The organism is Ruegeria sp. C11, assembly GCF_056537725.1.
The window spans coordinates 152,748-177,164 of record NZ_JBQFSB010000001.1; the positions used below are offsets into that span (position 1 = coordinate 152,748).

The following is a 24,417-nucleotide window of genomic DNA, read 5'->3' on the forward strand; positions in this document are numbered from 1 at the left end:
TCTCTACCGGGAAAGCGCGGCCATCAGTCGGGCTTTCTCACCCACATCATCTGGGGCCGAAATAGCAGTCGCCAGATCTTCCAGCGAAGCGATCGAATGTCCCGCGCGGAAACTGTCAACATGCGGCAACATGGCCGCGACGCCTTTGGCTTTTGGTGCGAAACCATCCCACCGAAGCAACGGATTTAGCCAGATCAACCTGCGCGCGGACAGATGCAGACGCTCCATCTCTCGTTCAAGGCTCTGTGCATCGCCACGCTCCAAACCATCCGAGATCAGCAGCACTACGGCCCCCTGCCCCATGACGCGCCGCGACCAGTCTCGGTTAAAGTCATGCAGGCACTCTCCGATCCGAGTTCCACCTTCCCAGTCCTGCGCTTCTGAGCCGGCGGCAGCCAGCGCCGCGTCAACGTCGCGCTGGTTCAGATGGCGGGTGATATTGGTCAACCGCGTGCCAAAGGTGAAAGCATGGACCCGGGCCCATCCCGCCCCCTTGTTGTTTGAAACGGTGTGCAGAAAATGCAGGATGATGCGGCTGTATTGGCTCATCGAACCAGAGATATCGCACAGCACCACCAGATTGGGCCAGCGTGGTCTGGGCTGCATCCGCGCTATGTTCCGCAACTCCCCTCCCTGGCGCATGGCCGCGCGCAAGGTCCGGGCGCGGTCGATCCGGTGCCCCAGATGACTGGCTTGACCGCGGCGGGATTCGATGGGCTTTACCGGAAGCGATAACCGCGCCAGCAAGCGTTTGGCCTGCGCAACTTCTTCGGTGCTCATCTGTTCGAAATCCAGCTTTCGCAACCGCTCTTCAGTCGAGGCGGTCAGAGAGGCGTCGATATCCAGCTCGGTTTCTTCGTTCTCCTGTTCCGGAATGTCGGGAAGATCCCGTTCGACCCCATCCAGCAACGCCTCGGCTGCACGCTTTTCCCCGGCATCCGCCTTGCGCTCTTCTTGCACGCCGCGAATGGCAGGCAGCATCATGGACATCATATGTTCAAGATAACGCGGATCGCGCCAGTACAGCCGAAAAACCTGAGCAAATACGGTGCGATGTTCCGGACGGCTGACGAAACAGGCGTGCAGCGTCCAGAAGAAATCCTCTTTCTCGGTAAATCCCGCCGCCTCTACTGCCCGGATTGCATCCACGACCCGGCCCGTGCCGATGGGCAGACCCGCTTTGCGCAAGGCACGTGCAAAATGGGTGATGTTCTGCGCCAGTTTGGGGTCGTCGGGAATATCCAGCGGAAGTTGCTCTGCCATTATCCGCCATGAGGGCGCTGCCCCCATACCCCCGAGGTATTGCCCAACAGAAAAAGCCTCATGCCGGTTCAAGCGAGGCTTTTGCCTGATCCAGAATACGCTTTGCCTCAGACCCCTGCAGTTTCTGTATGTCGTCCTGATATTTCAAAATCGCGCCAAGCGTGTCCCCGATCACTTCGGGGCTAAGGTTGATGACATCCAGTGCCAAAAGGCACTTTGCCCAGTCGATGGTTTCGGCAACGCCCGGCTTCTTGAACAGATCCTCGGTACGCAGTCGCTGGACAAACGCCACCACCTCGCGGCTGAGTGTCTCGGCGGCCTCTGGCGCGCGGGCGTGCAGTATCTCGATTTCACGGTCGAAATCCGGATAGTCGACCCAGTGATAAAGGCACCGCCGCTTAAGCGCGTCATGCACTTCGCGTGTGCGGTTGGACGTCACAATCACGATTGGCGGCTCAGGGGCGTGGACAGTTCCCAATTCGGGAATCGTCACCTGAAAATCGCTGAGCGCTTCCAGCAGGAATGCCTCGAACGGTTCGTCGGTGCGATCCAACTCGTCAATCAACAGAACCGGTGCGCCATTTTCATCCGGGCGCATGGCCTGCAATAGCGGACGTTCCACCAGAAACTCGTCCGAGAACAGCTCGGTTTGCAGCGCGGCGCGATCAGCACCTCCCGCAGCCTCAGCGGTTCGGATCGCCACCATCTGAGCCGGAAAATTCCATTCATAAACGGCCGAAGACGCGTCCAGCCCCTCATAGCATTGCAACCGGATCAACCGGCGATCAAGACCTGCGGCCAAGGCCTTGGCGATTTCGGTTTTGCCTACCCCTGCCTCGCCCTCCAGAAACAACGGCCTGCCAAGCTTGAGCGAAAGGAACACAACCGTGGCCAGCGCCCTGCCACATACATAGCCTTGTGAACCAAGCAATTCCTGCACGGCGTCGATGGTTTGTGGTTGCGTCATGTGATGGTTTCTCCCTTGGCACAACAGGTCACGGCGGCGAGCGGACGTCAAGTCCGTGATCTTTCGGGGATTTACGCCGGACTGTTCAATTGGCAACCCTGACGCGCGCCTTTCTTTGATCAGATGGACAAATCGACCGCGTTTCACTGACGGGACTTTCCCGCCCGCACAGGCTGTGCTAGCGGATGCGCCATGACCCACAGCCTTACGATCCGCCGCCCCGACGACTGGCATCTGCATCTGCGCGATGGCGCCATGCTGCAGGCCGTTCTGCCCGAAACCGCACGCCATTTCGCGCGCGCGATCATCATGCCCAATCTGGTGCCGCCCGTGGTGACTGGTGCACAGGCTTCCGACTATCGTGAACGCATTCTGGCCGCGCTGCCCGACGGCATGACGTTCGAGCCGCTGATGACCCTGTACCTGACCGAGGATACGGACCCCGAAGATATGGCCGCCGCCCACGCCACCGGGTTGATCAAAGCGGTAAAGCTGTATCCTGCCGGGGCGACAACAAACTCGGCCTCAGGTGTGCGCGATTTCGACAAGGTGCGCGGCGTGCTCGAGAAGATGGCCGAGATTGGTTTGCCATTGTGCGTACACGGCGAAGTGACCGATGCCGAAATCGACATTTTCGACCGCGAAGCGGTATTCATCGACCGGGTCCTTGACCCCATCCGCAAGGCCACTCCGGGGCTGCGGGTTGTGATGGAGCACATTACCACCTCAAATGGCGTCGACTACGTCAGGTCCAACGAATCCGATTTGGGTGCAACGATCACGACCCATCACTTGATCATCAATCGCAACCATATCCTCGTTGGCGGGATCAAGCCACACTATTACTGCCTGCCCGTTGCCAAACGCGAAGAACACCGGCTGGCCCTGCTGACTGCGGCAACATCGGGCGATACCCGGTTTTTCCTTGGTACGGACAGCGCACCGCACACCGACGCCAACAAGGAAATGGCCTGCGGTTGCGCCGGTTGCTTCACCGCCACCAACACCATGTCATTACTGGCCGAGATGTTTGAGCGGGTGGATGCACTCGACAAGCTTGAAGGGTTTGCGTCGCTTAATGGCCCTGCCTTCTATCGTTTGCCGGTGAACGAGGAAACGATCACGCTGACCAAAGGCCAGCCTGTAACCTATCCCGACAAGATCAACACCGATGATGGACCCGTGACCGTATTCGACCCCGGTTTCCCTCTGCACTGGAGTGTAACTCTCTGACTTCTTTTCGTTTTCAAATACGGACGGCGATAACCAGCCTCTAGCGAAAGCGCCCGGGTTTAGGGCCTCCGGCGGCCGAATTTGAACCGAGTAGAAGACCGCTTTCTTTCAAGGATGACACCGATGATCCCCAGTTCTTACCCTGACGCCACGGAAATCGCCCGCCTCACGGCGCGGATGCTTTTGGAAATCAAGGCCGTGCATTTCAACGCGCGCGAGCCATTCACACTGGCAAGTGGCCTGCCCAGCCCGACCTATATCGACTGCCGAAAGCTGATCTCGTACCCGCGTATCCGTTCGACCCTGATGGATTTCCTGACGGTCACCGTGATGCGCAATGCGGGTTTCGAAGCGTTCGACAACATCGCCGGGGGAGAAACCGCAGGCATTCCTTTCGCTGCGATGGTGGCCGAGCGCATGGCCCTGCCCATGACCTATGTGCGTAAGAAACCCAAAGGCTACGGTCGCAACGCCCGCATCGAAGGCGCGATGAGTGAGGGTGAGCGGGTGCTGCTGGTCGAGGATCTGACTACCGATGGCGGTTCGAAACTCAGCTTTGTCGATGCGATCCGCGACACCGGTGCGACCTGCGCCCACACCGCCGTAATATTCTACTACGGCATCTTCCCGGAGACCGAAAAAACATTGGGAGATCATGGTGTTCAGTTGCATCACCTCTGCACCTGGTGGGATGTTCTGGCCGAGGCCAAGGCACAAGGATCATTCGATCAGGAAACACTGGATGGGGTCGAGACGTTTCTGAACGACCCTCGTGCATGGCAGGAAGCCCGCAAATCCTGACGTGACGAAAACTGTTGTTGAAATGGAAACGCTTCGCCCTCGGCGGGCGTTTCCCACACAATATGTTGACGCAATGCCCCTCGATCCTTCAATATGAGGGAAGTTAGAGATATGCACAGCATATCCCCAGAAAACATACAATTTGCGCCGACTCACGGCGCCGCGTTATGGCCTCTGTCCAAGGGACGGTGAGAGCAGCAATGAACGAGATAAGCAGTATCGAGCAGGCGGCAGCTCGGATTCAGAATGCCGAAACCATGCCGCATTCCATTGAGGCCGAGCAGCAGCTTCTGGGTGCGATCCTTACAAACAACGACCTGTATGACCGGGTTGCATCAGTCATTGGGGCCGATCATTTTTACGATCCGGTCCATGCGCGCATCTATGAGGTTGCCGCCGCCCGCATCGCCAAGAATGCGCTGGCCTCGCCTGTGACGCTGAAATCCTTCATGGCCGAAGATGAAGGTTTGAAGGAACTGGGCGGGCCTGCCTATCTGGTCAAACTGGCGGGTGCATCGATCAGTGCCTTTGCCGTGCATGACTATGCCCAGATGATCTATGACCTTGCCATCCGGCGCGAGTTGATCCGGCTGGGCCGGGACATCTCGGACAAGGCCGCGCGGGTTGAAGTTTCCAGCGAGCCAAAAGAACAAATCGTCGAGGCCGAGCAGCAACTTTATCAGTTATCCGAGCAGGGCCAGACCGAACAGGGTTTCCAGTCCTTCCTCAAGGCGGTCACAGAAGCCGTCAACGTCACCAACGAAGCATACCAGCGCGGTGGCGGCATGGCAGGGATCTCCACCGGTCTGGCCGACCTCGATAAACAGCTGGGTGGCCTGCATCCTTCTGACCTGATCATCCTTGCGGGGCGCCCGTCGATGGGGAAAACCTCGCTGGCGACCAACGTGGCGTTCAACGTCGCCAAAGCCTACAAGCGCGGCCTGAAACCGGATGGCACCGAGGGTGCGATTGACGGCGGCGTGGTCGGTTTCTTTTCCCTCGAAATGAGCGCCGAACAGTTGGCGGGCCGTGTTCTGGCCGAAGCGTCCGAGATTTCCAGCCACAAGATCCGTCAGGGTGACATGACCGAGGCCGAGTTCCGCCGCTTCGTCGATGCCGCCAAGGAACTTGAGGCCTGCCCCTTGTTTATTGACGACACCCCCGCCCTGCCGATCTCGCAACTGGCCGCCCGGGCGCGCCGGTTGAAGCGAACGCATGGGCTGGACCTTCTGGTGATCGACTATCTGCAGCTCTGCCGTGGCATGGCAGACAACCGCGTCAACGAGATTGCCGAGATTTCAATGGGTATGAAGGCCATCGCAAAGGAACTGAACATCCCGGTGATTGCTCTGTCTCAGCTTAGCCGTCAGGTTGAAAACCGCGACGACAAACGCCCGCAGCTGTCTGACCTGCGGGAATCGGGCTCGATCGAACAGGACGCCGACGTGGTGATGTTCGTGTTCCGCGAGGAGTACTACAAGGAGAGAGAAAAGCCCGGCGATCACGAGCTGGAAAAGATGGAAGAGTGGAAGCAGGCCATGGAACGACTTCATGCTAAAGCCGAAGTTATCGTCGGCAAACAGCGCCACGGCCCCATCGGCACGGTCGAACTGTCCTTCGAGGCCCAATTCACCCGCTTTGGCAATCTGGTGAAACCGTGGCAGCAAGGTGGCCAGATCGAAGGCTATTAACCGGTCAGAAAATAATACCCGGTCAGCAGCGCGCCAAACGCAATCACGATCAGCCTCAAGGCCTGTTGTGGTACGTGTCTGGACACCACTCCGCCGCCATATCCACCTATCGTGGCACCAACCATCATGATCAGCGCATGCGGCCATGCAATGGCCGCACCAAGCCCATAGATTCCGACGGCCAAAACGCTGACCCATCCAACCACTGCATTTTTTAGCGCATTGGCACGATGAAAATCGTCGTAGCCCGCAAGGATAAGGGCCGCCAGCATGATCTGTCCTAATCCTGCCCCGAAGTACCCCCCGTAAACCGAGAAAAGAAACAGCCCGGGCCAGATAACAGCTTTTCCGGCCGCATGACCCGAGATTCGGCGGCGCAAAGCAGGTGCCGCTGCAAAAAGAAGGGTCGCAAAACCCATCAACCAAGGAACAAGGTCTTCGAACACACTGTTCCCAAACCACAAAAGAGCAATCGCTCCGACAATTCCTCCACCGCCACAGACAAACAGCAAAGGAAGGATGGCAGTGCGCATGGCTTTCAACTCGACCCGAAACGCAGGTAAGGCGGCAAGATTACCCGGTACTAGGGCCACAAAATTTGTGGCGTTGGCGGTCATCGGCGGCAAGCCAACGGCCATCAGCGCAGGAAAGGTGAAAAACGTTGCCCCTCCGGCCACAGCGTTCAGGGCACCGGCCAGAATGCCGACTGGCAGCAGGATCAAAGCAGTGGCGATGTTCATCGTTTCCATCCCGGCATCTCACTTCGTTACCTAGGGACGCGCAATCCCCTTGACCTGAACTGAACGCTGCGGCACAGATCATCCCATGATGATGTATCTTTCCCCTCTGCCGCGTCGCGAAATTCTCGCGCGGCATTTCGGCCACCGCCGGAAACGCTTTGCCGGATAGCCCGGGGGCGCAAACCGCCCTGCGACAATCCAATTCAAAGCGAGAAAGATATGACTGAATTCACAGAAATCCCCGTCATTCGGTTGGGTGACCGTACCGATTCCGAAATCGCCGCCGAGTTTCGCGCGGCCTATGGCACAACCGGTTTTGGCTATATCGAAGACCACGGCATAGATCCGGCCCTGGTCGAGGCCGTCTACGACGCATCCCAGCGGTTCCATGCGCTGCCATTGGAAAACAAGATGGCGATCACCGTTGACCGCAGCCATCGCGGTTACATCCCGATCAACACCTCTACGGACGTCAACTCAACCTTGGCGGATGTTACCAAACCAAACCAGTCCGCAAGCTTCATGATGATGCGCGAGGACGAAAAGGCCGACCCGGACGTCTATCTGTCAGGCCCGAACCGCTGGCCTGACCTGCCCGGATTTCGTGAAACGTTGCAGGCCTATACAGACGAGATGTCGAATCTGGGCCGCAGATTGATGAGGATCGCCCTGCAGGCCGCTGATGTTGCTGATACTTCCACGCTTGACGCCTTCGACGAACCGACGATCTGGCTACGCCTGCTTCACTATCCACCCCAGCCGGATGCCAGCCCCGACGATCTTTTTGGCTCGGCCCCGCACACGGATTTCGGCTGCCTGACGTTGCTATCACAGGACAATGTGGGCGGTTTACAAGTCAAAACGCCTGCCGGTAACTGGGTCGACGTGCCCACCCGTCCCGGCGCGTTTGTAGTCAATGTCGGAGATATGCTGCACCGGATGAGCAACGGGCGGCTTCTGTCCACCCCGCACCGCGTCATCAACCGTTCCGGTCGTGAACGATATAGCGTTCCGTTCTTCTTTGATCCTCATGTGAACACAATGATCGAGCCCTTGCCAGGAACAGGGGAACCTCGCTTTGAGCCCTTATTATTTGCAGATTTTCTGAGGGGTGAGCTGGAAGCAGCTTATGACGCGCACAAACCCTCTGGAAATTGAGGCTTTCCCTCTTGACCTGCAGCGTTGCGATGTCATGAACGGGGCATGAGTACTGCACGTTTGACGATCAATCTTATGGCGCTCGCCCAGAACTGGCGGGCGCTTGACGCGAAGACGGGTGTCGAAACCGGCGCCGTGGTCAAGGCCGATGCCTACGGTCTGGGCGCCGGACCGGTTTCCAGCGCCCTTGCCGAAGCTGGCGCACGCAAGTTTTTTGTTGCCGCCGCCGAAGAAGGCGTCGCCGTTCGCGAAGCGCTGGGTCCGGGTCCTTTGATTGCCGTTTTCTCGGGTCATATGGAAGGCGACGCCGATCTTTTGCGTCAGCATGACCTGACGCCGCTGATCAACTCTCCGGCGCAGTTTCAGCGACACCTCGAAGCCTTGCCGGATCATCCGTTCGGAATACAGCTCGACAGCGGAATGAACCGGCTGGGGCTGGAACCCGCGGATTGGGCCGAGTTGCGCCACAAGGCCCTGCCCCTGAACCCCAAGGTCGTCATGTCTCATTTGGCCTGCTCTGACGAACCAAACCACCCGATGAACCAACAGCAATTGCATGCGTTCCGGGAATTGACCCACGGTATTAAGGCACCGCGCTCTCTGGCAGCGACGGGTGGTACATTACTTAGCCCCGAATTCCATTTTGATTTCTGCCGCCCGGGTATCGGCCTGTATGGCGGCTTGCCATTTGCTGAGGGCAAGACCGTCGTGACGGTGGACCTGCCCGTCATTCAGGTCCGCGACGTCGCTGTGGGCGAAACTGTTGGCTATGGCAACACATGGACCGCGCGCCGTCCGTCCAAGATCGCAACGGTTTCAGCTGGTTACGCTGACGGCCTGCATCGCGCAATCGGCGGCGGGATTGACACCTTCGCGGGTGATCACCCCTGCCCGGTCGTCGGCCGCATCTCGATGGACCTGATCACCGTTGACGTAACCGACCTCGACTATGAACCGGACCGGCTCCGCATTCTCAACGGGCACCAGACCGTGGACGACCTGGCCGAAGCGGCGGGCACGATCGGCTATGAAATCCTGACGTCGATGGGCGCCAGGTATTCACGGGGCTACGTGGAATGAACCCTCTTGCTGCGCTCGCCGGGCTTGGCCGGACGGTGCTGACCGTTCTGGCCGCCTTTGGTCGGGTTGCCCTGTTCGCCCTGGATGCGGTGTCGCACATCTTTCGCCCGCCGTTTTATCCGCGTGAATTCGGCATGGCCCTGCTGAACATCGGCTGGCTGTCGCTGCCGGTGGTCGGGCTGACCGCAATTTTTACCGGTGGCGCATTGGCCCTGCAGATCTACGCCGGCGGCGCGCGTTTCAACGCCGAGGCGGTGGTGCCTCAGATCGTCGCCATCGGCATGGTGCGCGAACTTGGCCCCGTTCTGGTCGGTCTCATGATCGCCGCTCGCGTCACGTCGTCAATCGCAGCGGAAATCGCGACGATGAAAGTAACCGAACAGATCGACGCGCTGGTCACCCTGTCCACGCATCCGATGAAATACCTGACTGCGCCTCGCGTTCTGGCCGCGCTGATCACGGTACCGGTGCTTGTTGGCGTCGGCGACATCATCGGCATCGCCGGAGGGTATGTCGTGGCGACCCAGAACCTCGGCTTCAACCCGTCGGCCTATCTGCAGAACACCGTGGATTTCCTTGAAACCCGCGACATCGTCTCATCCTTGGTCAAGGGCGCGGTCTTTGGCATGATCGCCGCCATTATGGGTTGCTATTACGGCATGACCTCGGGCCGCGGTGCACAGGGCGTGGGCCGGGCCACCAAAGGCTCGGTCGAGGCCGCCGCCGTACTGATCCTTGCCGCCAACTTCGTGCTTACGGGGGTGTTCTTCTCGCTATGATCCGGATGGAGAACGTACATAAAGCCTTTGGCGATAACCATGTCCTGCAGGGCATGAACCTTGAGATCCCCAAGGGCACCTCGATGGTCATCATCGGCGGGTCCGGCACCGGCAAGTCTGTTGCGCTCAAGTGTATTCTGGGGCTGATCACACCGGACAGCGGCAATATCTATGTCGACGGCAAAGACGCATCTAAAGGCGACCGCGACGCCTTTTGGGCGCGCTTTGGAATGCTGTTTCAGGGCGGTGCCTTGTTCGACTCACTGCCCGTCTGGCAGAACGTCGCCTTCCGCCTCCTGCGCGGGTCGTTGAAGCGCCCGGTGGACGAAGCACGCGAGATCGCCATCGACAAACTGCGCCGCGTGGGCCTGCGCGCCAAGGTGGCTGACCTGTACCCGTCAGAACTTTCCGGCGGTATGCAAAAACGTGTGGGCCTTGCCCGCGCCATCGCCGCCGAGCCCGAGATTATCTTTTTCGACGAGCCCACCACCGGCCTCGACCCGATCATGTCGGGTGTCATCAACGACCTGATCCGCGAAATCGTGACCGAGATGGGCGCCACCGCAATGACCATCACGCACGACATGAGTTCCGTCCGCGCGATTGCCGACAACGTGGCGATGCTGCATGACGGGGTGATTCAATGGACGGGCCCTGTGGCGCAGATGGATGCCTCGGGCGATCCGTATCTTGAACAGTTCATAAGCGGGAGTGCGGAAGGGCCGATTGAGGCGGTGCGGTGAGTAACGGGCTGGACCTGTTAGAAGCTTCAGACCTCGTCAGAGGCATCGGCACCAGTTATTTACTCGCCTTTGCAACCGTCACATCAGGCATTTTTCCGGGATTTCCGGTACTCCCTAGGTCCAGGACGCAATTCGCTCAGGTAGAAGACAGCGCCCGCCAACAAAAGTTTGGCTACGGCGGTTCCGAAAGCTATCCGGATTCCTCAGAAAAAGTCAGCGAGTTAAAATCGCTTCTTTTACTTGCTGCTTTCGCGACAATAGCCTGGTTTGTGGTGTCTTTTGTAGAAAACACCCACAGCCGCTCTTTGAACCTTTTACTTGGCACGACTGCGATCATTCTGGGTTTGTATTTGCGAACCCGTTACCTGCGCAATTGGGAAGGTCGACCGATAAAGTTGGATTCCGCGTGTTTTCTGATTGGTTTATGCATTGTTTCCACCCAAATATGAACACATGCTTCGTCTCGCCACACTCTCACTCCTGATCCTCTACCCTATCGCGTGGTTCGCCCCGTTGATGCGCGCTGGGTTGCTGCCGATCTTCGGCCTAAGCGAAATCAGCGTGATCACCGGCTTGCAATCCCTCTGGCGCTCGGATGTCTTCCTTGCGTTGGTCGTCACCGCCTTTGCCCTTTTTGCGCCCTACATGAAAACAATCGGCACCGCGCTGATCCAATGGGATCTGCTGGACGCACGGGTTCAACCCGCCCTGCACATCCTCGGCAAACTCGCCATGGCCGACATTTTTCTGATCGCGCTTTATATCACGCTGGCCAAGGGCATTTCCTACGCGACCATCGAAACCGCATGGGGCCTTTATCTGTTTACCGGATGCATTCTGGCCTCCATCGCGTTGGGTCACATTACGGAAATGCAACTCAAATCACGAAATGATCAGGCCTGATTGATCGAATTCAATAATTTGAGTACGATCATCCCTATTCGAGCAGCTGTTTATTATTAGTTATGGATCCGTCGCGGATCGTATTGTTTGGCACATGCACTCTCCGCTCCGGGTCCGGTTCAAAGCCGGTTTCGAAAGGAGAAGGACAGCTATGGCCGCCTTCCACACAATGACACTGCAGCTTCAAAGCATCTTCCTACGCATAACATTTTTCCTCATCTGCGCCGCCGCTCTGTTTTCCGTGACGGCTACGCTTCTCTCGGCAGTTGGCATCTGGCCATGGCTTTCGATGCAGGCCGGGATCGGAGAAACCGCAATACCCAATGCGGGGGCCTATGTTCAGATCGGCGTGACCTGCCTGATCCTGATGCTGGCCTTTTATCTGCCTGCCAACGGGCGAATGATGGCGCTGGAAAATGCGCACCGAAAGTTTGCCCTGCAAATGCAGGACGTCGTGAATGCCTATCAGGTGGCCCATGCGGCTGACCGCAGTGGTGTGTTCTCATTGGCTTCCGAATTCGACGCAGTGAAAGAGAGGATGGCCTTCATGCGCGATCACCCCGACCTGCAGGGGCTGGAACCTGAGGTGCTGGAACTGGCGGCACAGATGAGCCAGATCAGCCACGAACTAGCTGACGTCTATGGTGAAACCAAGGTGAACCGGGCACGCACGTTCCTGAAGCAACGGCAAGAAGAAATCGAACTTTTCCAGGAGCGTATCGAAGAGGCGCAGATCATCATGCACGAATTGCGCCAGTGGACACGGGATGTCGAGATCGAGGAATCGATCGCGAAATCGCAACTTGGACGTCTCAGGGATGAGTTGTTCGAACTTCTTCCAGAACTGTCGGCTCAGCTTCAGCCGCCGCCGGACGGCACTGATCCAACAGCCGCCAGCATCATTGCTATGCCATCCCCCCGCGCGGCTGAATAGGTCGCGCTCGGCCTGAGAACGTACCGCCCGCAAGGGCTTGAAGAACAGCCCTTCCTCGTGCACCAAGGGCCGCATGGCTAAGACAAAATCATTCTCCTGCTCTGCCTGCGGTGCGGCGCATTCCCGATGGTCCGGACGGTGCGACGCATGTGGCGAATGGAATACCATTTCTCAGGATGTTCCCCTGTCCTCCGGCCCCGCGTCCAAAACCCTTGGCGCCAGGCGCGGCCAGCCCGTGCCGCTTGGCGATCTGTCCACCGAAGAAGCCCCGCCGCCGCGCACAATCTGCGGCGTGGACGAGTTGGACCGGGTGCTGGGCGGCGGCCTGGTGCCTGCCTCGGCAATACTTGTGGGGGGTGATCCGGGTATCGGCAAATCCACCCTTTTGCTGCAGGCTGCGGCGCGGTTCGCGCGGTCCGGCCTCAAAACGATTTATGTGTCCGGAGAAGAAGCCAGCGCTCAGGTCCGTATGCGGGCACGGAGACTGGGTCTTACCGATGCGCCGGTCCAACTAGCCGCTGAAACCAACCTGCGCAACATCCTCACGACGCTCGAGGCCGAAAAGCCGGGTCTGGCGATCATCGACTCGATCCAGACGATGTGGGCCGATAATGTGGACAGCGCTCCCGGCTCGGTCAGTCAGGTTCGCGCGGCGGCGCACGAGTTGACCACGTTTGCCAAACGACACGGGGTTTCAATCGTCATGGTCGGTCATGTCACCAAGGAAGGCCAGATCGCCGGTCCGCGCGTGGTGGAACACATGGTGGACACCGTCCTGTACTTTGAAGGCGAGCGCGGGCATCAGTTCCGCATCCTGCGCGCGGTCAAGAACCGCTTTGGTCCCGCTGACGAAATCGGCGTCTTCGAAATGACTGGCGGCGGGCTGACCGAGGTTCGCAACCCTTCGGCCCTATTTCTGTCCGAACGTGGTGCGCCCAGCCCCGGCTCGGCCGTTTTTGCCGGGATCGAGGGCACGCGCCCGGTTCTGGTCGAATTGCAGGCGCTCGTCGCACCCTCTCCTCATTCACAGGCGCGGCGCACCGTCGTGGGCTGGGACAGCGGCCGACTGGCCATGATTCTCGCCGTGCTCGAAGCCCGCTGCGGCATCCCTTTTGCGGGGCTGGATGTATATCTAAATGTCGCTGGTGGTTTGAAAATTTCCGAACCTGCGGCCGATCTGGCAGTCGCCGCCGCCCTGTTGAGTGCACGAGAAGACACCGCCTTGCCCGCCGATACCGTGGTTTTTGGTGAAATTTCACTCTCAGGTGCCCTCAGACCCGCCCCTCAGACCGAAAACAGGTTGAAAGAAGCGCAAAAACTTGGTTTCACAGCGGCAATCGCTCCGGCAGGCGGCAAGACCGGTACTGTGGCAGGTCTGTCACTTACCCGGCCCAGCGATTTGGTGGGGTTTGTTGGCGAAACCTTCGGAGCGGGGTAGTATCCCGTCCGAGGGGCAGAAAAAGAACAGGCGAGGGCCATGGAAGGTTTTACAATAATTGACGGGGTCGTTGCCCTGATCGTCGTCTTATCGGGCCTGCTGGCCTATTCCCGCGGCCTCGTTCGTGAAGTTCTCGCGATCGCCGGATGGGTGGCGGCAGCCGTTCTTGCGTTTATCTTTGCGCCTCAGGCAATGCCTCTGGTCAAGGAAATACCGGTTGTAGGAGAATTCCTGCGCGACAGTTGTGAACTGGCCGTCATCACCTCTTTCGCGGCGGTGTTTGCTGTTGCTCTGATCGTTGTCAGTATCTTTACGCCCTTGTTTTCTTCGCTGGTGCAACGTTCCGCGCTTGGCGGTTTGGATCAGGCGCTCGGATTCTTCTTTGGCATCGCACGCGGCATTCTGTTGGTGGCTATCGCGTTCTTTGTCTACGACACCGTGATGACCGGTCAGAATTACACGATCGTTGATGACAGCCGTTCCGCTCAGGTCTTTCAGCAAATGAGCGACAAGATCGAAGAGCAGAACCCCGAAGCCGCCCTTGGCTGGGTCACCCGCCAGTACGAAGAACTGGTCGGCAGCTGCAACGAAGGCCTTCAGGAACAATAATCACAGCCGGAACCGACAGACACGCCATCGCAGGTTCGTTGTTGTTTCACAAATGCTCGGCTTTATGCCGGGCATTCTCATTTGGACCCAAGACGTTTTGCCCGGCCGCTCTGTCGCTCAACTGTTGATGAATCCTTCACCACCGCAAATCGAACACCGGGTGCTTTTCAGGCCAAAACACCCGCTGCATTGATTGTATTGCCTGTTGCCATAGATATCCGTGCCCTTGAATACCTGCCCGGTTCCATTGCAAATCTGACAAGGAGCGCGCCCCAACCCGCGGCACCGATGGCACCGCCTTTTTACCGGCTCGTCCTTACGTCCTTGCGGCTTGTGTTCCCACATCGGTACGTCCTGCCTGCCCGCTGATCACCCATTCAAGACCACTTCCACAATATGACAGCACATACCGTCTGTTTTGTCATTATTTGTTGGCAAAGTCTGCGCATTATCGGCTTTCACGCATGTTGCGGCTGCAACAAATGTGATCCTTTGGTGACATGGGCCGTCTGAGGCATTATGTGAGTGCCAAACCCGCCACGGAATCGGAGCTGCCGGTCTTGTTCTTTCTGTTTTCATGTGCGCTCGTCGCAGTGATATCAGTTGTCTGGGCATGTGAAACAGCCCCACTTGCAGGCAAGGTCCCTGACGGGTGGACAAACCGATCCGAAAAGCCGGTCAAACTCAGCGTAACAACGTCATAGAAATTGGAGCCCGTATATGTGTGGGATTTTGGGGATCGCAAACAGGACAGATGATGTCTTTGCGGAAATCTATGACGGGCTGCTGATGCTGCAGCACCGGGGTCAGGACGCCTCGGGTATCGTCACCTATACGGGCGAGTTTTTCCGGGAACGCAAGGCCAACGGTCTGGTCAAGGACGTGTTTGGTGCCAGCGACGCCGAAACGCTATTGGGCAAGGTCGGGATCGGGCATGTGCGCTATCCCACCGCCGGGTCACTCAGCGCGTCAGAGGCACAGCCGTTCTTCGTCAACGCACCCTACGGCATCTATCTGGTTCACAACGGCAATATCACCAACACCGAAGAACAGCGCGAGAAGGTCACTGCAAAATACAGCCGCCACCTGCGCACTACCTCGGATTCCGAGGTCCTTCTGAACGTGCTGGCCGACAAGGTGGCCGATGCTATCAAGGTGAACGGCAATGCCGACCCGATCCGCAACCTGTTTGCGGGCGTCAAGATGACGATGGAGCGGGTGCAGGGGGCCTATTCGGTGATCTGTCTGGTCGCTGGCGTCGGCATGTTGGCCTTCCGCGACCCCAACGGCATCCGCCCGCTGTCGGTGGCCCGGCGCGAGGCTCCCGGGGACGGTGACGATTATGCCTTTGCGTCCGAGGACGTGGCCTTTGGCATCAACGGATTCGACAAGCTGCGCGACCTGAACCCGGGCGAAGCGATCCTGATCGACCTCGACGGCAATATGCATGAATTCCAGGCGGTCGAAGGCAAGCTGACCCCCTGCATTTTCGAATATGTCTATCTGGCCCGCCCGGATTCGCTGCTGGATGGCGTGTCGGTCTACAAGACCCAGATGCGCATGGGGCAGACGCTGGCGAAGCAAATTCAGGATTCGGGGCTTGAGATCGACCGGATCATCCCTGTCCCCGACAGCGCCCGCCCCGTCGCGCTGGAGGCCGCCAAGATCACCGGCATCCCCTACCGCGAGGGTCTGGTAAAGAACCGTTACGTTGGCCGTACCTTCATCATGCCCGGCCAGGAGGAACGGCAGAAATCCGTGCGCCGCAAGCTGAACGCCGTGCCGCTGGAATTTGCCGGGCATAATGTGCTGCTGATCGACGATTCCATCGTGCGCGGCAACACGATCAAGAAGATTGTGCAGATGTGCCGCGAGGCCGGTGCAAAGAAGGTCTATATCGCCAGCGCCTCCCCCCCCGTGAAATATCCCAATGTCTATGGCATCGACATGCCCACACGGCATGAACTGATCGCCAATGGCAAAGAGATCGAGGATATCCGGCAGGAACTGGGCGCGGATGCGCTGTTCTATCAGAACCTTGACGATCTGATCTGGGCCGCCAAGGAAGGCAACCCCGAGATCGAGGCCTTCGACTGCTCGTGCTTTGACGGCAATTACGTAACCGGCGTCGACGGCGAGTATCTGGACAGTCTGGAAAACAGCAGCCGCGCAAGCAAAAAGAAACAGGACATGCAAGTCGTCGGCGGGTCGTGGAATGCTGCAAAACTGGCTTCTGGCTGAAACGGTCTACCTATAACCGGATTTCGAGGCGTCTGCCGGAAATTCCAAAGGTTCGGACCTGAACCAAAGACGGCGAATCGACATCCCGAACGGGCGTTGGAACACTCTGACGCCCGTTATCTGTAATACCTGTTGAGTACCTTTCGGTACATTCCCGCCTACAACTCATCGATGAACAGATTGCATTTGCAAAGACTTCCCTGCGCGCTCACCGCCTGGTGTATTACCGCCCCCGACAAGGCTTTTGTTCCCCTGCCCGATTTGGTAACCGCCGGCTAACACCACTCATAAAACAAGGGGTCCGAATGCTGTTCGGGCCACGAACCATGTCAAACGCCACCGTCAAAAGCGCGGCCACACAAAAGGGCGCGCTCAAGAAGAGCTCGGTTTCCGTTTTGGGAGTCTTTGGCTCAAAAACCAACATGCGGGCGCTGATGCGCCTGTCATCTGGCCGAGTAAAAGAGGTTAAACCGGGCAGCCGCGTGGCTTCGGGCACAGTCGTTGCGATCGACGAGCACGGCGTCATGCTGCGACAAAGCGGCCAGACAAGGCGGATCGCCATCCCGGGACGCTGATCCTGACTTGACGCTTCGCGCACATCGGTTCAAACCCCGCCTATGACCGATCAGACCAAACTTGCCCTCATCACCGGGGCCTCACGCGGATTGGGCGCAGCCCTGGCCGAGGCGCTGGCACCCCAATACCATATCATCGCCGTTGCCCGCACCACCGGCGGGCTGGAGGAACTGGACGATCGCATTCAGGCGAAAGGCGGATCCGCGACACTGGCACCGATGGACATCACTGATCCCAACGCGATGGCCACGCTGTGCCGTGGTATTCATGATCGGTGGGGCAAACTGGATCTGTGGCTGCACACGGCTATCCACACCGCCCCCCTGACCCCTGCGCCGTTTATCGACCCCAAGGACTGGAAAAAGTCGGTGGACGTGAACGCGACGGCCACTTCGGTTCTGATCCCTTATGTTGCGCCGCTTTTGGGCGAAACGGGACAGGCTGTGTTTTTTGACGACCCGAAGGCGGGCGAGAAATTCTTTAGCACCTATGGCGCAACCAAGGCGTCGCAGATGGCGCTGGCACGCAGCTGGGCCGCCGAAACGGTACGCACCGGCCCGCGCGTGAAAATCGTCGAACCAGAGCCCATGGCGACCGCTTTGCGGGCCCGTTTCCATCCCGGTGAAGACCGATCGGTTCTCGCCAAACCGGCAGACGAGGCACAGCGCATTCTTGCACTGTTGTAGGATGGCCCGTTCCGGGCCATGCCTCTGGCAGCCATAACTGGAACGACAAGAAGTTGCGGTTCGCGCAGCCTGTTCGACTGTTTTTATTGGATATGAACGCCGTTGCGCCCTGCCAGATCGACAAAGAACTGCCAGGCAACACGTCCTGAACGGGCGCCGCGCGTTGCCTGCCATTCGATGGCCTCCGCGCGGAGGGTTTCGGGTTCGGCTTGCACCCCGTACGCCGCGCAATACCGGTCAATCATTGCCAGATATTCATCCTGATCGCAGGGGTGAAAACCCAACCACAGGCCAAACCTGTCCGATAGCGACACCTTCTCTTCAACCGCCTCAGAGGGGTTGATGGCGCTGGAACGTTCGTTTTCGATCATGTCGCGCGGCATCAGGTGGCGACGGTTTGAGGTGGCATAAAACACCACGTTTTCGGGCCTTCCTTCGATGCCCCCGTCCAGCACGGCCTTCAGTGACTTGTAATGCTGATCGTCGTGACTGAATGAAAGGTCATCGCAGAACAGGATAAATCGGTAGGGCGCGGCGCGCAGATGGTTCAGCAGACGCGCGACCGAACCCATATCCTCGCGCTGAAGCTCGACCAGCTTCAGATTGGGATGTTCAGCCTGAAGTGTTCCGTGCACGGATTTGACCAGACTGGATTTCCCCATGCCGCGCGCTCCCCAGAGCAGTGCGTTGTTGGCCTTGAACCCGGCTGCAAACCGGCGGGTGTTGTCCAACAGAGTATCGCGGGACCGGTTGATGCCCACCAGCAGGTCCAGATCTACCCGGTTGACCTGCACCACCGGTTCCAGCCGATCCGGTTCAACATGCCACACGAATGCCGGGGCGGAATTGAAATCAGGCGCGGCCAGCGGCGCCGGGACCATCCGTTCCAGTGCTTCTGCGATACGGTTCAGGGATTGGTCGTCCATGCGCTCCTCCGGTCTGACTGGCCGGTTTCAAACCATGTTCCGCCGCTCACAACAAGGGCTCAAAAGAAAAAGGCGCACCGGGAACGGTGCGCCTGCTTTCTGATTGTCCGAATTGATTACTTGTCAGATTCGGACTCTGCCATCATGGCCTCATCCTCGGCCTCTTCATCGTCGTAGTAGCCGTCGGCCCGCAATTGCGCCTCGCGCTTCTTTTCGACCCGCGCGACAAGGAAGATCGATACTTCGTAAAGGCCATAGACGACAACAAACAGGATGATCTGAGTGATCACATCCGGCGGCGTGACAAGCGCGGCCAAGACCAGAATGCCCACCATCGCGTATTTTCGAACACTGCCCAGCCCCTCGGCGCTGACCAGCCCGGCCTTGCCCATAAGCGTCAGCAAAACAGGCAACTGAAAACACAAGCCAAAGGCAAGGATGAACTTCAGCGTAATATCGAGCGACTCGTTGACCTTGCCGAAGAACGTGATCTTCACACCTTCAGTGGTTTCCGGAACGACCACGATCTCTTCCGGAACATCACCGGTTGTCGCCGACAGAAGGTTGGCAAAAATCGAACTGACGTCCGCAAAGCCCAGAAAGAACTGCATCGCCAATGGCGTGACCACAAACTGAGCAAAGGCCGCGCCCAGCAGGAACATGAACGGTGACGCGATCAGAAACGGCAGGAACGCACCCTTTTCAGATCGATACAACCCCGGCGCCACAAAACGCCAAAGCTGATACGAAATCACCGGAAACGCCAATGCAAACCCGAAAACCATGGAAATCCGGAACAGCGTAAACAGGTATTCCTGCGGCGAGGTGTATTGCAGTGTCGGTGATGGATCACCCAGTTCGCGCAAAGTTGCTTCGATTGGCTGCACCAAAAACTGCAGGATCGGCTCGGCAACTGTGAACGCCACAACAATGCCGACAATAAACGCAATGACCGCGCGGATCAGCCGCGTGCGTAACTCGGCCAGATGCTCAATCAATGGGGCCGAGGAATCCTCGATCTCGTCGGTGTTGGTCATGTCTTGCTTTCAGTGTTCAGTGCAGCCTCGGCTTCTTCGGCCTTGGCCAGCGCATCAGCGGCTTCCTGGGCTTTCCGTTCCGCAGCGGCGCGGGCAGTGGTGGCCTGAATTTTCTTGGCTTGCTCGGCCCGTTCAGCGGCCAGCTTGCCGGTTTCGCTTTCTGAGTCGAACTTGGTTGGATCAATGCTTTTCGCCATGTCCTGCGCCGCTTCCTTGACGCTGTCCATTGCAGTACCGACCGGATTCGTCGCGGCGTTCAGACCCTTGCGGATCTCGTTCACGCCAGCCTCGTCCGCCGCTTCGTTCATCGCGTTGCTGAACTCGCGCGCCATACCCCGGGCTTTGCCTACCCAGCGGCCGACGTTGCGGAACAGCACCGGCAAGTCCTTTGGCCCCACCACAATCAGGGCGACGACGCCAATGACCAGAAGTTCGGTCCAGCCCAGATCAAACATGCCGGATCAGACCTTGTCCTTGTCGGTCTCGGGCGTAACGTCCTTGGCCAGTTCCGAAGCATCCTGCTCCAGCTCGTCCGCGCCTTCTTTGACGCCTTTTTTGAACGAGGTGATGCCCTTGCCCACTTCGCCCATCAGCGAACTGATTTTGCCACGACCAAACAGAACCAGCACCACAACGGCGATCAGCAGAAGACCGGGAAGACCGATATTGTTGAGCATGTCTTTTCTCCTTTTGCGTCGGCGCTGTGCGCGCCGGGAATTCGATTTCGACCTGTGTTTACGCCCCCATGGCCGCCCACAAAAGGGAAGCAGATCAAATTGGCGTTCAAAATTGATGTGATCGCGCGATTTTTGGGGACTCGCTTTCTTCAACTGACAGGTTTATGTCAGTTGAAGGTGACTAGGAAGAGGCATCGAAACCTGGTCAACGGAGACTCAAATGACCCACGTCGCAGAAATCGTCACCTTTACCCTCGCAAATGGGACCACCCCGGAAGAGTTTGTAAAACTCAGCCAGGCGTCCGAGGCCTTTGTCCGCGCCGCCCCCGGCTTTGCCCATCGCCAGTTGAGTCAGGGTGAGGATGGCCGCTGGACCGATTATGTCATCTGGAAAGACATGAAGGCCGCGCAAGATGCCGCCGCGCAATTCCCGCAACAGGACTTTGCCCCGGCTCTGATGGCGGTAATCAACCCCGACAGCGTCCAGATGCGTCATGAGAACGTGCTATGGAACATGACCGCCTAAAGACGGTCCGGACGGCGTTTCATGCGCCGCACTGACCGTCTGTTCGATATCATCCAGATTCTGCGCGACGGCAAATTGCACCGCGCGCAGGATATCGCGGACCGGCTTGAGGTGTCGGTCCGCACGATCTATCGCGACATGGACACACTTGTCGCTTCGGGCGTTCCGGTCGAGGGCGAACGCGGTGTGGGCTACATGGTGCGCGAACAGATCACCCTGCCCCCGCTCAACCTGACTCCGGCCGAGTTAGAGGCGCTGAACCTCGGGATGGCCATTGTGGCCGAGGCCGCCGATCCCGACCTCAAAGCTGCAGCGGAATCTCTGGCCGACAAGATTGATACCGTCCTGCCGACACAAGTTGTCGCCGAAGCTGATGCCTGGAAATTCGCGGTCTACCCCTTTGCCGATGCCGCGCGTGGGTTGGCCCATATGGCTCCGATCCGGGCCGCAATCAAATCACGCCAGAAATTGCGTCTGTCCTACCGCCGGATCGACGGGGTTTCCACAGACCGGATCATCCGCCCGCTGCACATGGAATATTGGGGCCGCGTCTGGACACTGACCGCGTGGTGCGAGTTGCGTGACGCGTTCCGCGTGTTCCGGATTGATCTGATCGAGGCCGTCGCACCATTGCCTGAAGTCTTTGCCGATGAACCCGGCAAACGTCTGGCCGACTATGATCCAGACGCCTGACGGATTTTGATCCCGGCACACCTTCGCGGGAACAATGACTCCCATATGCGTTATTTCAGATAGGGCTCGGGATCGACCGACTCGAACCCCTGACGCACTTCGAAATGCACATAGGCGTTGTCACCGCCGCGCAGCGACGCGATCTTTTGCCCGCGCTTGACCCGATCGCCCTTTTTGACCGAGATCGCATCGACGTTGGCATAAACCGTCAGCAGGTCGTTCTTGTGCCTCACCACGACGATCGGCACCTGATCCGCATCAGCAGTGATTGCCGCCACGGTCCCCGCTTCAGCTGCAGTCACTGCGGTACCCGGCGCTGCCGCGATATCGATGCCTTCGTTCTTACCCTTGTTGTAGGGCCGAACGATCTTGCCGGACACCGGAAGCGCCAGCGCCGAATTTGCCGCGCCACTGGGCGCCTCTGCCGTCACATCGGGCGCAGGTGTAAGCGGCGCGATATTTTCATCGGGCAATGGTTGCGTCGCACTGGGTGGCGTTGGCGTCTGAGACCCCTGCCCCGGCTGCGACGTCGGTTCGACTACCGTCGGGGCCACGGTTGCTTGCGGCGCGGCCTGATTCTTGACCGGGATCAGAAGGAACTGCCCTTCGCGTACCATGAAATCCGAGCTCAGCCCGTTCCATTCCGCCAGGGATTCGACCGGCACCTGATAAAGGCGCGCAATGGTATAGGCCGTCTCTCCGCGCTTGACCTTGTGTCGAACGGGTTCCGGGCCGGACGCAACCGGCGCAGGCGCAGGTTTGGCCGGTTCCAGCGTTGTCGTCTGCACCGCTTCCGTGCCCGGAGCGGAATCGATGGCTGTCGTAGCGATAGTCTCAATATCGACAGTGCCTGCCGCCCCGCCGACCGAGCGCGGCAAGGCAAGCACTTCGCCCTCTCGCAACGCATCGTCTGTGGACAACCCGTTGAATCGCGCCAGTTCCCCTTCGGGCAGACCTACACGCGCCGCGACGTCTCTGACGGTGTCACCGCTTTTTGCGACCGCAACCTGATAGTTCGGATACGTTATCACACCACGCGCATCCGGTGCCGGTCGGCTGGATGTGCTGGCGGTCTGCGCAGCGTTGGTGGTGGAAAAACCACCCAGCTGACCGCGCAGGTCGTAGTCCAGCGGCCCCTCGCAAGCAGCCAGAACCATCAAGGCCGCGACCGTGGTCGCAGGGCGAAAAATACCTGATTTTGAAACTGCTCTCATCTCTCTATCCTCAAAGGCCGCCCCTGTTGGCCGGGGTTTCGGCACATAAAGCAGAAACTTTCTAAGCCTCGTCCTTACCCAGCCCCTCGATCAGGGGAACAAAGCGGACGGGCAACAATTCGTCATAGTCCAGACCGGTTTCAGTGCGTCTGACCCTGATCAGGGTCTGCACCGCATCCGACTGGCCCACGGGCAAGACCATGATACCGCCGATTTTCAGCTGCGCCAAGAGCGGCCCGGGCGGATCTTCGGCGGCCGCAGTCACGATGATACGGTCAAACGGCGCCTGTTCAGGCAAACCATGTGAGCCGTCGGACAACATTGCCGTAATATTCGTCATCCCAAGGTCCCGGAACAGCTGACCGGTTTCGCGCACCAGCCGCTTGTGGCGCTCGACCGTATAGACCCGGCGCGCCAGTTTCGACAGAATTGCTGCCTGATAACCCGAGCCCGTGCCAATCTCCAGAACCGTATCTCTTGGGCGCACTTCCAGAGCCTGCGTCATCAGTCCCACCACAGACGGCTGGCTGATCGTTTGCCCGCAGGCGATGGGCAAAGGCGTGTCCTCATAGGCGCGTTCGGAAAACAGCCCTTTGACGAACTGACCGCGGTCGACCTGCTCCATTGCGGCCAACACGCGCGCGTCAGTCACCCCACGCGACCGCAGGGCAAACAGAAACTGCATTTTTGTTTCAGGGCTTGGTCCGCTCATTCGATCGTCTTCAGTGTCTCCAGCGCGTCATACGCGGTCAGATCCGCCCGCATCGGCGTCACCGAGATATAGCCTTCAAGGTTGACTGCGGCGTCTGTTCCCGGCGCAGTCGGGTTGTGCTGATAACCACCCTTGATCCACAGGAAACGACGGCCCGATGGCGAGCTGTGTGGTTCAACCCCGAAATGCGTGTCCCGGCGGAAGCCCTGCGGAACAACACGCGTTCCCAGAACCTCACCAGCAGGAACCGGCGGGAAATTGACGTTATAAAACAACCGGTAATCCGATTGCTCCTCGGGTGTCGTATCCAGAATGCGCCGGATCAGATCCGCCGCATACCTCGTCGCGGTTTCGAACGGGTCTTCCAACCCCAGATTGCGTGGGCCGAAATATTGCGAAAGCGCGATCGCGGGCAACCCTTGCAACGCCGCCTCCATCGCGCCGCCGATCGTACCGGAATACAGCGTGTTCTCGGCCGAGTTATTGCCCCGGTTGACGCCGGAAAGAACCAGATCCGGTGGATTGTCTTTCATCACGTCATGCAGCCCCGCCAAAACGCAGTCAGCCGGAGACCCTTCGGCGGCATAGCGGCGTTCACCCAGCTTGGCGATCATCATCGGATGGGTATAGCTGATGCAATGCCCCACACCGGATTGTTCGAACGCAGGCGCAACGATCCAGACTTCGCCGTCCGGACCTGCCAGATCACGCGCAATGCCTTCCAGCGCAGCCAGCCCCGGTGCGTTGATACCATCATCATTTGTCAGAAGAATTCGCATAAAGCCTGCTC

At 58.7% G+C, this 24,417-nt stretch carries 27 protein-coding genes; 17 read left to right on the forward strand and 10 right to left on the reverse strand.

Annotated elements, in window-relative coordinates:
* Positions 1-3: 3 nt before the first annotated feature.
* Together ACR0NA_RS00790 and ACR0NA_RS00795 are read right to left on the reverse strand one after the other, a co-directional pair.
* Entirely contained in the window at positions 4-1,263 is a 1,260-nt protein-coding gene (locus ACR0NA_RS00790) for a vWA domain-containing protein (RefSeq protein WP_480725239.1), read from the reverse strand.
* A gap of 58 nt (positions 1,264-1,321) precedes the next feature.
* Positions 1,322-2,230, reverse strand: coding sequence for an AAA family ATPase (locus ACR0NA_RS00795; RefSeq protein WP_480725241.1), 909 nt, complete (start codon positions 2,228-2,230; stop codon positions 1,322-1,324).
* 192 nt (positions 2,231-2,422) lie between these two features.
* Here ACR0NA_RS00795 and pyrC point away from each other — a divergent pair, with 192 nt between their 5' ends.
* The 3 genes from pyrC to ACR0NA_RS00810 all read left to right on the forward strand — a co-directional run bounded on the left by pyrC (position 2,423) and on the right by ACR0NA_RS00810 (position 5,955).
* Positions 2,423-3,463, forward strand: a complete 1,041-nt coding sequence (gene pyrC / locus ACR0NA_RS00800; protein WP_480725243.1) for a dihydroorotase — start codon at positions 2,423-2,425, stop codon at positions 3,461-3,463.
* Positions 3,464-3,586: 123 nt separating this feature from the next.
* Positions 3,587-4,264 carry an orotate phosphoribosyltransferase gene (locus tag ACR0NA_RS00805; RefSeq protein WP_480725245.1) on the forward strand — a complete coding sequence of 226 codons (678 nt, stop codon included), beginning with the start codon at positions 3,587-3,589 and terminating at the stop codon, positions 4,262-4,264.
* A gap of 200 nt (positions 4,265-4,464) precedes the next feature.
* Positions 4,465-5,955: a replicative DNA helicase gene (locus tag ACR0NA_RS00810; RefSeq protein ID WP_170652256.1), complete on the forward strand. Its 1,491-nt coding sequence runs from the start codon at positions 4,465-4,467 to the stop codon at positions 5,953-5,955.
* On the opposite strand, the gene ACR0NA_RS00815 is transcribed toward ACR0NA_RS00810, so the two are convergent.
* Positions 5,952-6,704 carry a sulfite exporter TauE/SafE family protein gene (locus ACR0NA_RS00815; protein WP_480725247.1) on the reverse strand — a complete coding sequence of 251 codons (753 nt, stop codon included), beginning with the start codon at positions 6,702-6,704 and terminating at the stop codon, positions 5,952-5,954. The genes ACR0NA_RS00810 and ACR0NA_RS00815 overlap by 4 nt on opposite strands.
* Before the next feature lie 210 nt (positions 6,705-6,914).
* On the opposite strand from ACR0NA_RS00815, the gene ACR0NA_RS00820 reads away from it, so the two are divergent.
* The 12 genes from ACR0NA_RS00820 (at position 6,915) to ACR0NA_RS00875 (ending at position 17,842) form a co-directional block, all read left to right on the forward strand.
* The gene (locus ACR0NA_RS00820) at positions 6,915-7,853 is read left to right on the forward strand and encodes an isopenicillin N synthase family dioxygenase (protein WP_480725250.1); all 939 of its coding nucleotides are present in this window, start codon (positions 6,915-6,917) and stop codon (positions 7,851-7,853) included.
* Positions 7,854-7,898: 45 nt separating this feature from the next.
* Positions 7,899-8,933: an alanine racemase gene (alr, locus tag ACR0NA_RS00825; protein WP_480725253.1), complete on the forward strand. Its 1,035-nt coding sequence runs from the start codon at positions 7,899-7,901 to the stop codon at positions 8,931-8,933.
* The gene (locus ACR0NA_RS00830) at positions 8,930-9,712 is read left to right on the forward strand and encodes an MlaE family ABC transporter permease (RefSeq protein WP_170652248.1); all 783 of its coding nucleotides are present in this window, start codon (positions 8,930-8,932) and stop codon (positions 9,710-9,712) included. Before alr ends, ACR0NA_RS00830 begins: the two co-directional genes overlap by 4 nt.
* Positions 9,709-10,455: an ABC transporter ATP-binding protein gene (locus tag ACR0NA_RS00835; RefSeq protein ID WP_480725258.1), complete on the forward strand. Its 747-nt coding sequence runs from the start codon at positions 9,709-9,711 to the stop codon at positions 10,453-10,455. The genes ACR0NA_RS00830 and ACR0NA_RS00835 overlap by 4 nt, the downstream gene beginning before the upstream one ends.
* Positions 10,452-10,904, forward strand: coding sequence for a hypothetical protein (locus ACR0NA_RS00840; protein WP_480725260.1), 453 nt, complete (start codon positions 10,452-10,454; stop codon positions 10,902-10,904). The genes ACR0NA_RS00835 and ACR0NA_RS00840 overlap by 4 nt, the downstream gene beginning before the upstream one ends.
* A gap of 4 nt (positions 10,905-10,908) precedes the next feature.
* Entirely contained in the window at positions 10,909-11,358 is a 450-nt protein-coding gene (locus tag ACR0NA_RS00845) for a paraquat-inducible protein A (RefSeq protein ID WP_170652242.1), read from the forward strand.
* 169 nt (positions 11,359-11,527) lie between these two features.
* Entirely contained in the window at positions 11,528-12,292 is a 765-nt protein-coding gene (locus ACR0NA_RS00850) for a kinetochore Spc7 family protein (RefSeq protein ID WP_480725262.1), read from the forward strand.
* Between the two features lie 73 nt (positions 12,293-12,365).
* Positions 12,366-13,730 carry a DNA repair protein RadA gene (gene radA, locus ACR0NA_RS00855; RefSeq protein ID WP_170652238.1) on the forward strand — a complete coding sequence of 455 codons (1,365 nt, stop codon included), beginning with the start codon at positions 12,366-12,368 and terminating at the stop codon, positions 13,728-13,730.
* A gap of 39 nt (positions 13,731-13,769) precedes the next feature.
* Entirely contained in the window at positions 13,770-14,339 is a 570-nt protein-coding gene (locus tag ACR0NA_RS00860) for a CvpA family protein (RefSeq protein WP_480725264.1), read from the forward strand.
* Between the two features lie 720 nt (positions 14,340-15,059).
* Positions 15,060-16,580 carry an amidophosphoribosyltransferase gene (gene purF / locus ACR0NA_RS00865; protein ID WP_480449769.1) on the forward strand — a complete coding sequence of 507 codons (1,521 nt, stop codon included), beginning with the start codon at positions 15,060-15,062 and terminating at the stop codon, positions 16,578-16,580.
* A 326-nt stretch (positions 16,581-16,906) separates the two neighbouring features.
* Positions 16,907-17,155 carry a hypothetical protein gene (locus ACR0NA_RS00870; protein ID WP_480725268.1) on the forward strand — a complete coding sequence of 83 codons (249 nt, stop codon included), beginning with the start codon at positions 16,907-16,909 and terminating at the stop codon, positions 17,153-17,155.
* 42 nt (positions 17,156-17,197) lie between these two features.
* On the forward strand, positions 17,198-17,842 hold the full coding sequence (locus ACR0NA_RS00875) for an SDR family NAD(P)-dependent oxidoreductase (RefSeq protein ID WP_170652230.1): 645 nt from the start codon (positions 17,198-17,200) through the stop codon (positions 17,840-17,842).
* An 83-nt stretch (positions 17,843-17,925) separates the two neighbouring features.
* On the opposite strand, the gene ACR0NA_RS00880 is transcribed toward ACR0NA_RS00875, so the two are convergent.
* The 4 genes from ACR0NA_RS00880 to ACR0NA_RS00895 all read right to left on the reverse strand — a co-directional run bounded on the left by ACR0NA_RS00880 (position 17,926) and on the right by ACR0NA_RS00895 (position 20,482).
* Positions 17,926-18,768, reverse strand: coding sequence for an ATP-binding protein (locus ACR0NA_RS00880; protein ID WP_480725271.1), 843 nt, complete (start codon positions 18,766-18,768; stop codon positions 17,926-17,928).
* Positions 18,769-18,884: 116 nt separating this feature from the next.
* Positions 18,885-19,805 (reverse strand): twin-arginine translocase subunit TatC, encoded by a 921-nt coding sequence (gene tatC / locus ACR0NA_RS00885; protein WP_170652226.1) that lies wholly within the window; start codon positions 19,803-19,805, stop codon positions 18,885-18,887.
* Positions 19,802-20,260, reverse strand: coding sequence for a Sec-independent protein translocase protein TatB (tatB, locus tag ACR0NA_RS00890; RefSeq protein ID WP_170652223.1), 459 nt, complete (start codon positions 20,258-20,260; stop codon positions 19,802-19,804). The genes tatC and tatB overlap by 4 nt, the downstream gene beginning before the upstream one ends.
* A gap of 6 nt (positions 20,261-20,266) precedes the next feature.
* Entirely contained in the window at positions 20,267-20,482 is a 216-nt protein-coding gene (locus tag ACR0NA_RS00895) for a twin-arginine translocase TatA/TatE family subunit (protein WP_074734275.1), read from the reverse strand.
* Between the two features lie 220 nt (positions 20,483-20,702).
* Between ACR0NA_RS00895 and ACR0NA_RS00900 the strand changes: the two genes are divergently transcribed.
* Positions 20,703-21,008 carry a hypothetical protein gene (locus ACR0NA_RS00900; protein ID WP_480449772.1) on the forward strand — a complete coding sequence of 102 codons (306 nt, stop codon included), beginning with the start codon at positions 20,703-20,705 and terminating at the stop codon, positions 21,006-21,008.
* Between the two features lie 21 nt (positions 21,009-21,029).
* Positions 21,030-21,701, forward strand: a complete 672-nt coding sequence (locus ACR0NA_RS00905) for a helix-turn-helix transcriptional regulator (RefSeq protein ID WP_480449773.1) — start codon at positions 21,030-21,032, stop codon at positions 21,699-21,701.
* Between the two features lie 50 nt (positions 21,702-21,751).
* On the opposite strand, the gene ACR0NA_RS00910 is transcribed toward ACR0NA_RS00905, so the two are convergent.
* The 3 genes from ACR0NA_RS00910 to surE form a co-directional block, all read right to left on the reverse strand.
* Positions 21,752-22,915, reverse strand: coding sequence for a LysM peptidoglycan-binding domain-containing protein (locus tag ACR0NA_RS00910; RefSeq protein WP_480725276.1), 1,164 nt, complete (start codon positions 22,913-22,915; stop codon positions 21,752-21,754).
* 61 nt (positions 22,916-22,976) lie between these two features.
* Positions 22,977-23,627 carry a protein-L-isoaspartate(D-aspartate) O-methyltransferase gene (locus ACR0NA_RS00915; RefSeq protein ID WP_480725278.1) on the reverse strand — a complete coding sequence of 217 codons (651 nt, stop codon included), beginning with the start codon at positions 23,625-23,627 and terminating at the stop codon, positions 22,977-22,979.
* On the reverse strand, positions 23,624-24,406 hold the full coding sequence (gene surE, locus ACR0NA_RS00920; RefSeq protein ID WP_480725281.1) for a 5'/3'-nucleotidase SurE: 783 nt from the start codon (positions 24,404-24,406) through the stop codon (positions 23,624-23,626). Before surE ends, ACR0NA_RS00915 begins: the two co-directional genes overlap by 4 nt.
* Positions 24,407-24,417 lie beyond the last annotated feature (11 nt).